Consider the following 14242-nt stretch of genomic DNA (forward strand, 5'->3'; position numbering starts at 1 on the left):
AATGAAGAAGTTATTTATCCTACTATTTGTTGGCTTGGCAAGTGCTGTCAGTTTCCCGACTTTTGCGACGGAAGAGTTAGCAAATGTAGAAAACATCTCAAAGATAGCGAGCCTAGTGCGATGGAGCGGCGTGTTCTTCTCCATGATCGTTATCGCTGCAATGTGGTTGCTGCTTAAGTTTATCAACTCAATGGTGACCAGTTTTGGTAGCCAATTCGTGCAATATCGAATGCTGCTACAGAAACTGCAGTCGTTTACTCAGTTCTTTATCTACGTGAGCACCGGTCTTATCGTGTTCATGATGAGCTTTAGAATCAACGACCAAATACTGGCTTTGATTGGTGGTACCCTCGCCGTGTCGGTCGGCTTTGCACTTAAAGACTTGGCAGCTTCATTCATCGCGGGTATCACTGTGATGATTGATAGACCCTTTCAAGTTGGTGACCGTGTCACGTTCGAAGGCAACTACGGTGATATCATTACCATCGGTTTGCGTTCAGTGCGAATGAGAACCCTGAACGATGACATAATTACCATTCCGAACAACAAGTTCTTAAATGAAGTGACCACCAGTGGTAACTACGGTGCGTTGGACATGCAGGTGGTGATTCCGTTTTACGTCGGTATGGATGAAGACATCACCCTAGCCCGCGACCTGATTCAAGAAGCGGCGTCTTCAAGTCGTTACATCCACTTGCCGAAGCCTGTAACGGTTTTGGTTAAACAGACGATTACCGATAACTATCTAGCGATACAGCTAACTTGTAAGGCTTATGTCGTCGATACTGCATATGAGAAGCTGTTTGAAACCGACATTACCCTGCGTGTGATGAAAGAGTTTAAGAAGCACAACATCAACCCTCCGAAAATTTCAGTGGCGGCGCATTAATCGCACTTGGTCTAAAGCTCGGAGAGTGAATTAATCTCCTAGTCAGCGACAAACGAAAACACCTCCGAACTTATCGCAAGTGCGGAGGTGTTTTTTATGAGCTTTTTATCTTCAAGCTAATAGTCCTATTGATGCTAAACCTTAAAGTATTTCAATTGCTCAGTAAGGTGTTCTGTAGTGTTCGCCATTTTCTGACTGTCTTCTGCAAGCGATTGTGAGGCCTGCAGTACCTCATTTGCAGCGAGATGAATCCCAGTGACACTTTCACTCATTTCAGTGGCTACCGTGCTTTGTTGCTCTGAGGCTGCGGCGATCTGTGCGACCATGTCGTTAGCGTTATGCAGTTCATTCACAATCACATCGAGTTGCTGGCGAGTTTCGTTAGACGCGTTAACGCTGTGATCAACTTTCTCGTTGCTGCTTTGCATTGCCTTAAAGGTGCGTTCTGCTTGTTGAGTCAGTTTCTCAATCGTGGATTGCACTTCGTTGGTTGAATTCTGAGTGCGGCTAGCAAGGTTACGGACTTCATCAGCAACAACCGCAAATCCTCTTCCTTGCTCTCCTGCACGCGCCGCTTCGATTGCTGCGTTGAGCGCTAACAAGTTCGTTTGTTCTGATACATCACGAATCACTCCAACAACTTGGCTTATTTCAGTCACGCCTGATTGCAGATCTCTGACTAAGTTGTTCGCGGTCGAAATGTTCTCTGAAACCTGAGATATAGTCTCAGACGTTACCTGCATGTTTTGGTCGTTCTGGTTTGCGTGGTCGACAACCTTATTGGTGCTAGCGGCCGTATTTTCGGCATTCACAGCGACATCAGAAATGGTCGCGCTCATCTCTGTCATTGCAGTCGATAATAATTCAAGCTGTGCATGTTGTGAGTTAACACTGGTTGCTGCTTCTTCACTGGCTTGAGCAATGTGGCTCGCCATGTTGCTGGACAAATCCGCCGATTCATTGGCTGTGCGAAGCGTGCTTTGCAGTTTGTCGAGCATGGTATCAATTTGCTGACTCATATCGCCCAGTTCATCTTTGCGTGTCATGCTCATGCGTACACGAAGATCGCCATCGGCAATTTTGTGAGTGTTGTCGATAAGCTTGTTAAGTGGCACGAGGATGTTATTGGAAATCGCGTAGCCCATCGCAAACAACAAGCCTGACAATACGACCGCAACCAATCCCTCTTTGAGCGCCAATGCATAGAACGCGTCTTGAATGTCCGCAACCAGGATGCCCGAGCCAACAATCCAATTCCATTCTGGGAACAGCTGTACGTAGGAAATCTTGTCTTTGAGTTCTCCTTGTGGGCTCATCCATTGGTAATCAAGAAAGCCTTTCTCTTCTGGAGTACGAGAAATGGTGACCATCTCACGCCAGTGGTGTTTCCCCGCACCATCTTTAAAGTTACCCGCGTTCTTGCCATTGAGTTCAGGCTTTATTGGATGGATAACAACGTTGAGTTGCTGGTTTAAGATCCAGAAGTAATTGGTGGTGTCATAACGAAGGGTTTCGATCGCTTGAAGTGCTTGTTTCTTTGCGACCTCTTCACCGAGCACATTACGTTGGTTGTAATAGTAGCTCGCTAAGCTGACTGCAGTTTCGACTTGAGCACTGAGCTTATCTTGACGCTCTTGCATGGAACTCGCACGCTGCTGCATTAGATTAAAAGTGGATGCCATTACCAATAGAACAAACGATAAAATGACGATGGAGACGAGTTTTGATTTGATAGATAAGTTACTTAATTTCATAGCTGACTGACTTTATTATTTGTTTTGATTATGGATTTTCGGCCAAGGTATCAAAATTTCGAACAGTTCAGATGATATGCATCAAGATCGAAAGATATACACTGTGTTACATAACCAAAAAGAGGTGCTCGTCAAACCGGCAGAGGTTGAGATTTGGTTTGAGATAGATTAGTAGTGCGGGATTTTCGTGCTTGGGCTAAAACGTTCGTGTAATAGCCCAAGCGCGTTAGAAGTATTATCAGATGATAATGTCGGTGAATAAGTTCTTAGAACTTATAGGTTTGATACTAGCAATTGAGGTGTCGCTTTCTGTTGAAGATAGATACTAAAGCAACTTCCCTTACCTACCTCCGATTCAACTCGGATCTCGCCGCCAGTTTGGCTCAATATACTCTGAGATACTGACAACCCTAAGCCCGTGCCATCTCGTTTGGTGGTATAGAAAGGCGAGAAGATACGTTTCAGTTGTTCTTCCTTAATACCACAGCCTTCATCTTGAACATGAACGATAGCGCCATGAGACACACCATTTTCAACCCAGTCTTCACTCGAAATGGTTAACGTGCCCTGACCGTCCATTGCATGAATAGCGTTCATTTGTAGGTTAACCAGAATCTGCAGTAATTGGTTTCGGTTCACTTCGACTGAAGTTTTAGCGTTCAGCTGTGATACGTACACAATGCCTTTCTTCTTCGCGCCTGTTTTTACGAGCGTAATACTTTCATCGACAATTGGATTGATATGTTGCCACGTAATTTCGTCTTGTACGCCGCCGTGACGGCTGTATTGAAGCAGGCTTCGTGTGATGTTTCGAATTCGGTCAATTTGCTCCATGATCGCGTGGACTTCTTCGTCTACACGGCTCACTTCATCGCCCAGTTCAAACTTCATCAATTCAACGTTGCCAAGAATCACGGCGGTTGGGTTATTGATCTCATGAGCAATACCCGCCGTTAATTCACCTAACGCGGCCAGCTTTTCATTGACCACCAGCTTATCTCTGGCTTGATTGAGTAGTTTGATGTGCAGTTCAAGTTCTTCGGTTTTCTCTTTCAAACTCGCGGTACGAGAATGCACTTTGCACTCAAGTTCAGACGCCGCTTGTTGAATCTCTTGATTACGCTCGTGCAGTAGATCCAACATCTTATCGAACTGTTTAGCGAGCAGTGTCAGTTCGTGTTGATCATCCAAACCTAGTGTACCAATTCGCTTGTCTTGCCCCATCTGTACTAGCTTGACGACCTTATGAATGCGTTCGATTGGGTTGAAAAGATCACGCGCGCCACGGTGGACGATCAATCCGGATACCAACAACAACAACACTATGGTAATGCTGATTTCGCCAAGGTTGGTCAAGTAGGTTTCTATCAGCGGCCAAATCAAATAACCAGTGTAAAGCATGCCAATCACATTATTAAACTGGTCATGGATTGGTTGGTAAGCTGTGATGTACCAAGCATCGTAAACATAAGCTCGATCTAGCCACTCTTTGCCTTCATTTAAGACTTTCGAGTGAACCTCGTGAGAAACACGCGTACCAATGGCGCGCCCTACACTGTCTTCACTGCTCAAAGGCACGTTTGTGCTGACACGAAGATCATCAAGGAAAACCGTGACGGTACCAATATGACGATTGAAACCTTCTCGTTGTGGATAGATAAGGTTACTGATTTGGTCAACAAGTTGAGTGCTGTTATTCAGTAAGATCCCACCATCCAGAAAACCAATCACATGATCATGTTCATCTTTGATGGATACAACGGTTCGGCTTACCAATCCTCGAGTCTCAACTTCTTGCCCGTTGAGCATTGGAACTTCCGCTTTTTTAGCGAGGTCACGATCGAGATAATTGAGTTCATTACGGCTTAAGACACTGAAAAACGAAGACTTGTGAGTTAAGTTTAGATACTCGAGTTTCTTCTCCATGCTTTCGATGCTGCGCCAGCGCAGAAAATCGAGCTCATAGCGAGATTTGTTCTCAGACACCCAGCGCGTTAGCTCTTCGTGTGAAAGATCACTCGCGAGTTTGGTTCGAAAGTTATAAGACTCGGCAAACGCACGAACGTTGTATGCTTGCTGATTTTGGATCAGGTGAATACTGTTATCGGCAACATCCAAACGCTCATCAACATCAATCAGAGCGCCCTGCCACGTGTAATGTATTGACCAATACAGTGTGATAGCTACAAGTGCACACAAGGTAAGAATGATAGGAGCAGATGTCAGGAACAATAGGCGGTAGCGAACCATGGTTTTGAACCGGAACGCCCACTTTGACCACCAACGACGTCTAATCGGCATATTCAGAGCCTTCTGTGTTCCAATCTTTGTACTTACGTTCTAGCGTTTTACGTGCGACGCCAAGATCTCTCGCAGCAGCCGATTTATTGCCATCATGAAAACTAACAAGCTGTTCTATATGAGATTTCTCCACTTCTTTGAGTGTCCATGTGTTTGGATAACCCTCGGCAGCATCTGCATTATTCAAGTTTGGCATCTCTGCACCATGTGACACCGTCACTGAAATGCTAGCGGGAACAGGATCACCATTAATCTCGCGCCAATAGTGTGCTGGTGGCTTGTCTAAAAGAATGCATCGTTCGACTAAGTTTTTAAGCTCACGAATATTCCCCGGCCATTCGTATTCGTTCAACGCCAAGATATCTTCATGTGCCCAATTTGGAACAGGCATGCCCAGCTCGTTCGATAAAAGACGAGTAAAGTATGGAACAAGTTCAATCAAGTCTGATGGGCGCTCTCTCAATGGCACCACATCAATCTTAAGTACATTGAGTCGGTAGAACAGATCGCGGCGGAAGTGACCTTTATCGACCTCTTGTTGAAGATTTCGGTTCGTCGCCGCCACCACTCGTACGTCAACGGAAATTTCCTTCTCGCTACCGACTGGACGAATGGTTCTTTGTTCTAACACACGTAACAATGCAGCTTGCATTGGCAATGGCATTTCACCGATCTCATCAAGGAACAAGGTGCCACCACTTGCGACTCGGAAAAGACCTTCACGGTTTTTCTTCGCACCAGTAAATGCGCCCGATGTATGTCCAAACAATTCACTTTCTAGAAGTTCTGGAGCAATCGCGCCACAGTTGATTGGCACAAATGGACCGGTGCGTTTACTGGCTTCATGTACACCTCGCGCAACCAACTCTTTACCTGTACCTGACTCACCTTCTATCAAAACGGACGCTCGAGACGGTGCAAATTGACTGATCAGCAATTTAAGCTGTTTGGTCTTGTCTGAATTACCAATCAGTTCGGTCTTGATATGACGACTAACATCGCGCTTCAACGCGTACTGCATTCTTTGGTCGAGTCGCTTATCCATACAACGCAGAACCGCTTGTATCATCTGTTCGAGGTTGAACGGCTTAAGAATAAAATCTGAAGCGCCAAGCTTAAGCGCGGATATGGTCATCTCTAGATCGGCATAACCCGTCATGAAAATCACATCGGCGCGTTTGTCGTTGTCGTTAAACGCTTCTTCCCACTCAATGCCAGAGCGGCCCGGTAGGTTGATATCAAGGACAATCAGATCAAAATGTTCGCTTGAACGCAGCGTTTCAGCCTCTTCAACCGACCCTGCGCTTGACACCTTGCCAAAGAACTTACCCAGTGCTTTCTTTAAGATAGCCTGCATACCCAATTCATCATCGACGACCAAAACGGAAAACGCCTGATACTGAGTCAATGTGTTCGGGTTGAGATTGGATGCAGATGAACTAGGTAAAGACATAATGATTAGCCGATGAGGAAAGTTGGGACAGAGTGTACCAATTAACCTTTTCTCCAACAGGGACAATGTGCGACATTTTGTCCTAGCTCATGTTTTGATTCATTTAAACGGGTTAAATGACGCAATTTTGTCCGAAATAACAGCAATTTAATGAAATCTGATGCATGATTTGTTGGCATTAAGATTGCTTATAAGGTGTAGATTTCTAATTACAACAATTAGCGTCTTATGCACATGCCCTTCTTTGAGCCCTTTAAAACTGAAGGCATGTCATTCATTTATAACAGAATGGACATAATAATAATGAAAGCAATTCCCCTAACTATTGCAGCTCTATCTATCGTCAGTTACACGGCTAGCAGCGCGGAAGACACCACTCATATTAAGTTGGCGACAACTACAAGTACTTATCACTCTGGTCTACTGGACTACTTATTGCCTGAGTTCGAAAAGGATTCTGGTATCAAGGTTGATGTTCTTGCCGCTGGTACGGGTAAATCACTTCGCATGGGTGAAAATGGTGACGTTGATTTGGTGATGACTCACGCACCAAAGGCTGAAGCGAATTTCGTAGAAAAAGGTTACGGAGTTTTACCTCGCAAGCTGATGTACAACGACTTTGTCATCGTTGGCCCACAAAGCGACCCTGCAAAAATTGAATCTCAAAAAGCAGTGGCAGATGTGTTCAAAGCGATCGCGACTAATAACGTGACATTTGTGTCTCGCGGCGACGACTCTGGTACTCATAAGAAAGAGATGGGTATTTGGGCACAAACTAAAATCGAACCAAACTTTGGTGGTTACCGCAGTGTTGGTCAAGGCATGGGCCCGACTCTGAACATGGCGTCAGAGATGCAAGGCTACACGATGACAGATCGTGGTACTTGGTTGGCTTACCAAAATAAACTGGATCTAAAAATCCTTTTCCAAGGTGACAAGAATCTATTTAACCCTTACCAAGTGATTCTCGTTAACCCTGAACGCTACCCAAGTATTAACTACCAAGCTGCGAAAGTATTCAGTGATTGGTTGGTTAACCCTAAAGGTCAGAAACTGATTAACGACTTTAAACTGCATGGCAAACAACTGTTTGTTGCAAGCGCAGAATAGTTTGTTGTAAGTGAACAGTCGTTTTCTGTAAGTAAAAGTAGCGCTAAGGATTCAACCCGAATCAATTAGCGCTACGCTTAACTAAGCAGTTTTTAAAGCACCTAAGCAATGTCGCTTTAAAAACTGTCTTGTTTAACAGCAGATCGCTATAAAGCTATCTCGCTTTAATCACGTTCACGCTTAACAACACATTCATGCTTAGAAACACAATCATGCTTAAGAACAATAGCTGACCAATACACACTCAACTAGTTAGTGTCAGCTATGATTAACATCAGTCATTACCGATAAAACCTATTATCGATTTACACGAGATACTTCATGACCCTATGGCAAACAACGATTGATGCAATGAATCTACTTGTGAGTTTTGACCACGAATTGTGGAAAATCGTCGCGGTATCCTTCAGCGTATCTTTGTCCGCCATCTCATTGGTGATTGTTCCTGCAATCCTTATGGCTTTCTTATTGGCTTATACCGAGTTCCCCGGAAAATGGGCTTTGCTTTCAGTGATCAACACCCTGCAAGCGATCCCTACTGTGGTTATCGGTTTGTTGATGTATATGATGCTTTCTCGCTCTGGCCCGTTAGGTGATTGGCAATTACTGTTCACCCAAAAGGCGATGATTCTAGGTCAGATGGTGATCTGTTTCCCTATCCTAGTTGCGATGATGCACGGTGCTCTGCAGGCCAGTGACCGCCGAGCGGTAGAAACAGCGCGCACACTTGGCGTATCAACAACACGCGTGGCGTGTACCTTGATTTGGGAAACACGTTTTCCTCTGTTGGCTGCAACCATTGCTGCCTTCTCTCGTATCGTGACAGAGGTAGGTTGTTCAATGATGGTCGGTGGCAACATTATGGGGATGACAAGAAACATCCCAACAGCTATCGCCATGGAAAGCCACAAAGGCGCATTCGCTCAAGGTGTCGCCCTCGGTATGGTGTTATTAGCATTGGCATTAGCCCTTAACTTTTTCCTTTCCAGTGTGAGAGGAAAAGGCTATTTAAGAACTTAGGAACGCTGTCATGAGTATAAAAATAACAACGCAGCAAATTTCAATGCGCTACAAAGAGCGTGTTTTGTTCCACATTCCCGAATTGTCGATCGGCCCCAACGATGCCATTTATCTCAAAGGAGACAATGGTGTTGGTAAAACGACCCTACTTAAAATCTTGTCTGGATTAATTCAGCCGAGCTCTGGCCGTATTCAGTCTCCAACACAGAGCTGGCAGCAAAAATTATTCCCACGGCTCAAGTTCAAAGACATCATCTACCTGCATCAAACCCCCTATCTTTTTGATGGCTCGGTGTACCAAAATGTCGCTTATGGCATTCGCTTTAACAAGGAGAGCCAAAAAGATAAGCGAGCTCAAATAATTAATGCATTGAGAATGGTAGGTTTAGAAACCCTAGCAGATGAGCACATTTCTGTGTTGTCTGGCGGTGAGCGTCAACGCGTAGCAATGGCTCGAGCTTGGATTCTTAAGCCTTCAATCTTGCTTATGGATGAACCAAGTGCTTCTTTAGACAAAGAATCTATTGAAAGATTGGTGATTATGGCCGAAGATCTTCTTCAGAGAGGCGCGAGTTTAGTCATCACCAGTCACCAAACTAACGCGTTAACCGATTTATGTAAGAAGCAGTGGTGGATCAAAGACAATACTTTGACCGAATCTCCGCTTCTGCAAGTTATTCAGAAAGATAAAGCACAAGAGAATATTTATGCTGCTTCCAACGCAAACTAGTTGGGTTATTCTGGCTGGCGGACAGGCCAGCCGTATGGGCGGAAAAGATAAAGGACTCGTTGAGCTCAACGGTTCTCCGCTTATTCAATACGTTATAAACAAGCTGTCACAACAAGATGTCAGCATCACTATAAATGCCAATCGTAACTTAGACAGTTACCAAGCATTTGCTCCGGTTGTTTCCGATTCTTTCCCTGACTACCCAGGTCCATTGGGCGGCATTCATGCTGGCCTTAAAAACGCGAGCACAGACTGGGTTGGCTTTGTCCCTTGCGACAGCCCACAAATCAGTGACGACCTTGTTGAGCGTTTTTGTTCTGCAGTTAAAGAAGACAGCGACATTCTTGTCGCGCATGATGGCGAATTTAAGCAACCTGTCTTCACCCTATTCCACAAGCGTGTTCTACCAAAGTTAGAAGCGTTTTTGGAACGTGGTGATCGTAAAATCATCTTGCTATACAAAGAGTGTGTTACCGAATACGTTGATTTCAGCGATTCTCCTAACTGCTTTGTTAATCTCAACACGCCAGAAGAACTCACCCAATTCGGAACGCTTCAATAATGAAAGATTCAAAACAACGCCCTAACCTTCCTTTATTGGGCTTTGCTGCTTACAGCGGTACAGGCAAAACGACCGTACTTGAAGCCCTGCTTCCTCTGTTGACTGATGCGGGTTTAAAAGTTGGCGTGTTAAAACATGCTCACCACGATTTTGATGTCGATAAGCCGGGCAAAGACAGTTACCGCCTACGTAAAGCGGGCGCAAACCAAATGTTGATTGCTTCTCGTAATCGTCACGTGATGATGACAGAAACACCAGTAGCCGAAGCAGACTTTGATTACCTGCTAACACGCTTTGATACCAACACGCTTGATCTGATTTTGGTTGAAGGTTGTAAGAACATCGCCTTCCCTAAAATTGAACTGCACCGAGATGAAGTGGGCAAACCTTGGTTGTACCCGAACGATAACAACATTATTGCTATCGCGACTGACAGCCAAGTTGAATCTGACCTGCCGCAAATGGCGATCAGCGACTTAGCAGCGATTCGTGATTTCATCATCGATTACGCGCAGTCCTTTGACCTTGCCTCTACAACAGGCAAAGCCGTGTCATGCTCATCTTCAAAAGACGCAGCGCCTGCAGTGTGTTGTGACTCATTCTCTCCTGCAGGTTTAACCGTAACTCAAGGTCAGCAAAAGATTGTTGATAGCATTGACGCGCTTGATCTCACAGAAAGTGTTGAATTACTGCAAGGCTACGGCCGCGTGCTGGCTGAAGATGTGATTTCACCAATCAACGTTCCTCAGAATACCAACTCTGCAATGGACGGTTATGCGATTCGTAGTGAAGATCTAGAATTGGACAGCTACAACATCGTTGCTGAAGTCATGGCGGGTCACAGCTATGAAAAAACCGTTCAACAAGGTGAAGCGGTTAAGATTATGACCGGCGCACCAATGCCAGAAGGCGTTGATGTCGTCGTGATGCGCGAACAAGCCATCCAAGATGGCGATAAAGTGAGCTTCCCTGATGCTAAAATCTCGGTTGGACAAAATGTCCGTATGGCTGGTGAAGATCTAGAAATCGGCCAACCTGTCTTTACACGTGGCACACGCATTGAAGCGCCAGAAATGGGCATGATGGCGTCGTTAGGTTTTGGTACCTGCCCTGTTCTGCGTAAAGTGAAAGTGGGTGTGTTCTCTACGGGTGATGAAGTTCAAGCGCCGGGTAGCGAGCAAAAACCAAACTCTATCTATGACTCAAATCGTTTTACTATTATCGGCATGCTTCAAAAGCTTGGCTGTGACATCGTCGATTACGGCATCATTGAAGATGACGAACAAAAGATGATGGATGTGCTCCACTCTGCGTCGCTTGAAACCGATATGGTTCTGACTTCTGGTGGTGTGTCTGTTGGTGATGCGGATTACATCAAGCTTGCGTTAGATAAACTGGGTGAAATCAACTTCTGGCGTATCAACATGCGTCCAGGTCGCCCACTGGCTTACGGTAAAATTGAAGACAAACCGTTCTTTGGTTTGCCGGGTAACCCTGTTGCTGTGATGGTGTCGTTTATTAACTTTGTTGAGCCTGCGATCCGCAAGCTTCAAGGTCAAACGAACTGGACGCCAGTAAAAGCAAACGCTGTAGCGACTGAACAGCTGCGCTCACGCCAGGGCCGTACTGAATTTAGCCGTGGTGTGTTCTCGATGAATGAATCCGGCGTGCTTGAAGTAAAAACAACGGGCAAGCAAGGTTCAGGTATTCTGCGTTCAATGAGCGAAGCGAACTGCTTAATCGAGATCTCACCTGCGGTTGATACCGTGAAAGTTGGCGAGACAGTGACGATCATTCCTCTACAAGGTCGCGTTTAACTCAAAACAAACACTTAAATTGATTTGGCTGCTTTCTAATTGATTTAGAAGATCTTCGCCAAAACATAAACGAAGCCCCTATATAGATTTTTCAATACTAAGGGGCTTTTTGTTCTTTTCGTTTCGTGAAAAACAACCTGTTCGTTTCCTAAAAGACAAATAGCTTTAATCACGCTAAACGTTTAGAACGATAATCTTAAGATTTCTTACCATTACCTTGAGCCACGTACGGTTTTTATGTAGAGTGCGCGCAAAGTAATAATTCTATTGGAGAGCACCATGGCTCGTACCATTCTGTACACTTACAAAGACGAAGACAAAGAGTTACTGTTTTCAAAACAAGAACACCGCACGATCCAAGAAGCTGTTGCTGCAGCGGAAGGCATCGATATCTCTGAGTATCTAAAAACTGAGCAACAGCTTGAGTTGATTTCTGATACTAAAGCGGTTCGCAACTACCAAGACAACTACTTCCGCAAGCTTGGCTTTACTAAGCTTACGTTGAAGCAAAAAGACAACCTTGGTGTTGGTAAAAAGAAGAAGTAAGCCCTCTGGCTCTTTTCTTGATATGTCGTTTCTAGCTTTTCGTTTGTAGTTAAGCTCTAAGCTCTTAGAGCGAAAGAAACGAAAACACTGAACTATAAAAAATGCCGCAACCTCTTTCGAGATTGCGGCATTTTTATTTATGCTTTTTAACTATCTAACCTTAGCTAGCTTAACTTAAGTCACGACTACTTAATGTTAAGGAATGCAGCACCACGAACGCCGCCTGAATCACCATGCTTCGCTTTGATGATCTTTGGACATTTCGCTACAGACAGTAGGTATTTAGGGATACGCTTTGGCATCTCTTCGTAGATAAGTTCGAAGTTTGAAAGCCCGCCACCCAATGCAACTACGTGTGGGTCAAGACCGGTAAACAGGTTCGCGAAACAGATAGCCAATAGCTCCATGAAACGATCAACGTGCTCAGCCGCTTTTGCTTCACCTTCGTTGTACGCTTGAATGATCTCGATCGCTTTCTTCTTCTCGCCGAAGTAGTGCTCGTAAATCAATTCAAAGCCACGACCGGATAGGTAGCTGTCTAAACAACCTTTCTTGCCACAGCCACAACCCAGTAACGGTGCGTTGTCGCCAAGGTGGAACCAAGCATCAATAGGAAGACGCATATGGCCCAGTTCACCAGCAACGTGGTTACGACCAGAGAACACTTTGCCTTCGTAAACTAAACCGCCACCGAAACCAGTACCTAGAATTAGGCCTGCTACTGATGGTTCGTCTTTAAGTTCGTCATCCCACGCTTCTGAAAGCGCAAAGCAATTCGCATCATTTTCAATTTTCACACTACGACCAATAAGTGCTTCTAGGTCTTTACGTAGTGGTTTCCCCGTTGAAGCTGGCACGTTAACAACCAGCATTGTGCCGTCGTCAGCATCTTCCATACCAGGAAGACCAAGACCAATTTTACCTTCGCAAGAAAATTCACTGTCGTACTTCTTCACCAAACCGGCAATCGTATCAAGTAGCAGTTGATAATCTTCAGTAGGCGTTGGTACGCGTTCTGTTGCTACTCGCTCAAGTTTTTCATTGAACGCACCAAATTCAATTTTTGTGCCGCCAACATCGAAGCCATAATACATGAAATCTCTCCAATTTTTCCCTAAATTCGGGCAAATAAATTTTTCAAATTAAACATCTAGGACGCATTATCCATAACACTCCCCCTACAAACCGTGATGGATAACAAACTTATCTCGTGTTCGAATCTGTTTGAACAACAAGTCAGCACAAAGCGGTTAAAGGTTAGAGTGACGTCTCATTTTTAGTGTGCTCTATGAAAGCGTTCAGGCTTGGTTTGGTTGGATCGGACTTATAACGCGTCTTACTTAGCATGTAGCTTTCGCGAAATGTCTCAAACCACAGCTGTAAAGTTTTTGCGCCCTGCTCTTCACCAGCCTGTTTTAAAACCAAGCTCGCCACTTCTGCAGTCGAAAGATGTTGTTCGTTGTCTGACTTACGCATCATGTATTGCGAAACTGATTCTGGTTCAATCGACAACACAGGTAAGTCTTGCAGATACTCTGAACGACGGAAGATACGTCGCGCTTCTCGCCAACTGCCATCAATGAAGATCAGCAGCAACGTCTTGTTCGAATCTCGCATCTCACCAAGGTCTGCAACCACGCGCGATTTGTCATCGGTGTAATCTTCAGGAAAGACCACGACTGGCTGATATTTATCGTCTTTCAACACATCAAGCATCTCTTGATTCGGTTCAGTGCGGTGCCAAAGGTAGGCATAGCTGTCTTTAACGGTATCAAGGATTAAACGGCCGGTATTACTTGGCTTAAGTATTTCATTGTCCGATAAGATCAACATGGTCGCGACGTTCGTATTTACGTCTGGTTGATGTTCACAGATACAGCTGTCTTGTTTGATTTTGCAGAACTCACATCGAACCACTTTACACCCGCGCGCGTTAAACGGCTTGGTAGAAAGAGACAAACGGTGTTGATATAAACGGTGAAAAGCGTGGATTCTCATGGACAATAACGATAAATCTAGAAAAGTGGCACGATTGTACTTACAGTGTCCCTAGAATGATA

Annotated in this window: 12 protein-coding genes; 7 read left to right on the top strand and 5 right to left on the bottom strand. The window is 44.8% G+C overall.

From position 1 onward, the window contains the following. Position 1: 1 nt before the first annotated feature. Positions 2 to 889: a mechanosensitive ion channel family protein gene (locus IQQ51_RS13415; RefSeq protein ID WP_048612067.1), complete on the top strand. Its 888-nt coding sequence runs from the start codon at positions 2 to 4 to the stop codon at positions 887 to 889. A 134-nt stretch (positions 890 to 1023) separates the two neighbouring features. Here the strand turns inward: IQQ51_RS13415 and IQQ51_RS13420 are convergent, their stop codons facing one another. The 3 genes from IQQ51_RS13420 to IQQ51_RS13430 form a co-directional block, all read right to left on the bottom strand. Then, positions 1024 to 2643 carry a methyl-accepting chemotaxis protein gene (locus IQQ51_RS13420; RefSeq protein ID WP_193841321.1) on the bottom strand — a complete coding sequence of 540 codons (1620 nt, stop codon included), beginning with the start codon at positions 2641 to 2643 and terminating at the stop codon, positions 1024 to 1026. A gap of 273 nt (positions 2644 to 2916) precedes the next feature. Continuing rightward, positions 2917 to 4944, bottom strand: a complete 2028-nt coding sequence (locus IQQ51_RS13425) for a cache domain-containing protein (protein WP_193841322.1) — start codon at positions 4942 to 4944, stop codon at positions 2917 to 2919. Further along, positions 4934 to 6397: a sigma-54-dependent transcriptional regulator gene (locus tag IQQ51_RS13430; RefSeq protein WP_193841323.1), complete on the bottom strand. Its 1464-nt coding sequence runs from the start codon at positions 6395 to 6397 to the stop codon at positions 4934 to 4936. The genes IQQ51_RS13425 and IQQ51_RS13430 overlap by 11 nt, the downstream gene beginning before the upstream one ends. A 303-nt stretch (positions 6398 to 6700) precedes the next feature. Between IQQ51_RS13430 and IQQ51_RS13435 the strand changes: the two genes are divergently transcribed. From IQQ51_RS13435 to IQQ51_RS13460, 6 genes are all read left to right on the top strand, one after another. After that, entirely contained in the window at positions 6701 to 7507 is an 807-nt protein-coding gene (locus IQQ51_RS13435; RefSeq protein WP_017059611.1) for a substrate-binding domain-containing protein, read from the top strand. Positions 7508 to 7828: 321 nt separating this feature from the next. Then, positions 7829 to 8527: an ABC transporter permease gene (locus IQQ51_RS13440; RefSeq protein ID WP_017067174.1), complete on the top strand. Its 699-nt coding sequence runs from the start codon at positions 7829 to 7831 to the stop codon at positions 8525 to 8527. A 10-nt stretch (positions 8528 to 8537) separates the two neighbouring features. Then, complete coding sequence (locus IQQ51_RS13445; RefSeq protein ID WP_048611022.1) at positions 8538 to 9257, top strand: energy-coupling factor ABC transporter ATP-binding protein; 720 nt, start codon at positions 8538 to 8540, stop codon at positions 9255 to 9257. After that, positions 9235 to 9819 (top strand): molybdenum cofactor guanylyltransferase MobA, encoded by a 585-nt coding sequence (mobA, locus tag IQQ51_RS13450; protein WP_004733776.1) that lies wholly within the window; start codon positions 9235 to 9237, stop codon positions 9817 to 9819. The genes IQQ51_RS13445 and mobA overlap by 23 nt, the downstream gene beginning before the upstream one ends. Further along, positions 9819 to 11636, top strand: a complete 1818-nt coding sequence (locus tag IQQ51_RS13455) for a bifunctional molybdopterin-guanine dinucleotide biosynthesis adaptor protein MobB/molybdopterin molybdotransferase MoeA (protein WP_193841324.1) — start codon at positions 9819 to 9821, stop codon at positions 11634 to 11636. Before mobA ends, IQQ51_RS13455 begins: the two co-directional genes overlap by 1 nt. A gap of 279 nt (positions 11637 to 11915) precedes the next feature. Then, positions 11916 to 12182: a DUF2960 family protein gene (locus tag IQQ51_RS13460; protein ID WP_017063882.1), complete on the top strand. Its 267-nt coding sequence runs from the start codon at positions 11916 to 11918 to the stop codon at positions 12180 to 12182. Positions 12183 to 12367: 185 nt separating this feature from the next. On the opposite strand, the gene nagK is transcribed toward IQQ51_RS13460, so the two are convergent. Both nagK and IQQ51_RS13470 read right to left on the bottom strand, forming a co-directional pair. After that, positions 12368 to 13276 (bottom strand): N-acetylglucosamine kinase, encoded by a 909-nt coding sequence (nagK, locus tag IQQ51_RS13465; RefSeq protein WP_017068179.1) that lies wholly within the window; start codon positions 13274 to 13276, stop codon positions 12368 to 12370. 163 nt (positions 13277 to 13439) lie between these two features. Further along, positions 13440 to 14186, bottom strand: coding sequence for a tRNA-uridine aminocarboxypropyltransferase (locus IQQ51_RS13470; RefSeq protein WP_193841325.1), 747 nt, complete (start codon positions 14184 to 14186; stop codon positions 13440 to 13442). Positions 14187 to 14242 lie beyond the last annotated feature (56 nt).

It is taken from the genome of Vibrio sp. OPT18, assembly GCF_015163615.1.
Lineage (GTDB): Bacteria > Pseudomonadota > Gammaproteobacteria > Enterobacterales > Vibrionaceae > Vibrio > Vibrio coralliirubri.

Coding starts and splice junctions, on each gene's coding strand:
- IQQ51_RS13415 (WP_048612067.1), top strand. CDS start 2: ATGAAGAAGTTATTTATCCTACTATTTGTTGGCTTGGCAAGTGCTGTC.
- IQQ51_RS13420 (WP_193841321.1), bottom strand. CDS start 2,643: ATGAAATTAAGTAACTTATCTATCAAATCAAAACTCGTCTCCATCGTC.
- IQQ51_RS13425 (WP_193841322.1), bottom strand. CDS start 4,944: ATGCCGATTAGACGTCGTTGGTGGTCAAAGTGGGCGTTCCGGTTCAAA.
- IQQ51_RS13430 (WP_193841323.1), bottom strand. CDS start 6,397: ATGTCTTTACCTAGTTCATCTGCATCCAATCTCAACCCGAACACATTG.
- IQQ51_RS13435 (WP_017059611.1), top strand. CDS start 6,701: ATGAAAGCAATTCCCCTAACTATTGCAGCTCTATCTATCGTCAGTTAC.
- IQQ51_RS13440 (WP_017067174.1), top strand. CDS start 7,829: ATGACCCTATGGCAAACAACGATTGATGCAATGAATCTACTTGTGAGT.
- IQQ51_RS13445 (WP_048611022.1), top strand. CDS start 8,538: ATGAGTATAAAAATAACAACGCAGCAAATTTCAATGCGCTACAAAGAG.
- mobA (WP_004733776.1), top strand. CDS start 9,235: ATGCTGCTTCCAACGCAAACTAGTTGGGTTATTCTGGCTGGCGGACAG.
- IQQ51_RS13455 (WP_193841324.1), top strand. CDS start 9,819: ATGAAAGATTCAAAACAACGCCCTAACCTTCCTTTATTGGGCTTTGCT.
- IQQ51_RS13460 (WP_017063882.1), top strand. CDS start 11,916: ATGGCTCGTACCATTCTGTACACTTACAAAGACGAAGACAAAGAGTTA.
- nagK (WP_017068179.1), bottom strand. CDS start 13,276: ATGTATTATGGCTTCGATGTTGGCGGCACAAAAATTGAATTTGGTGCG.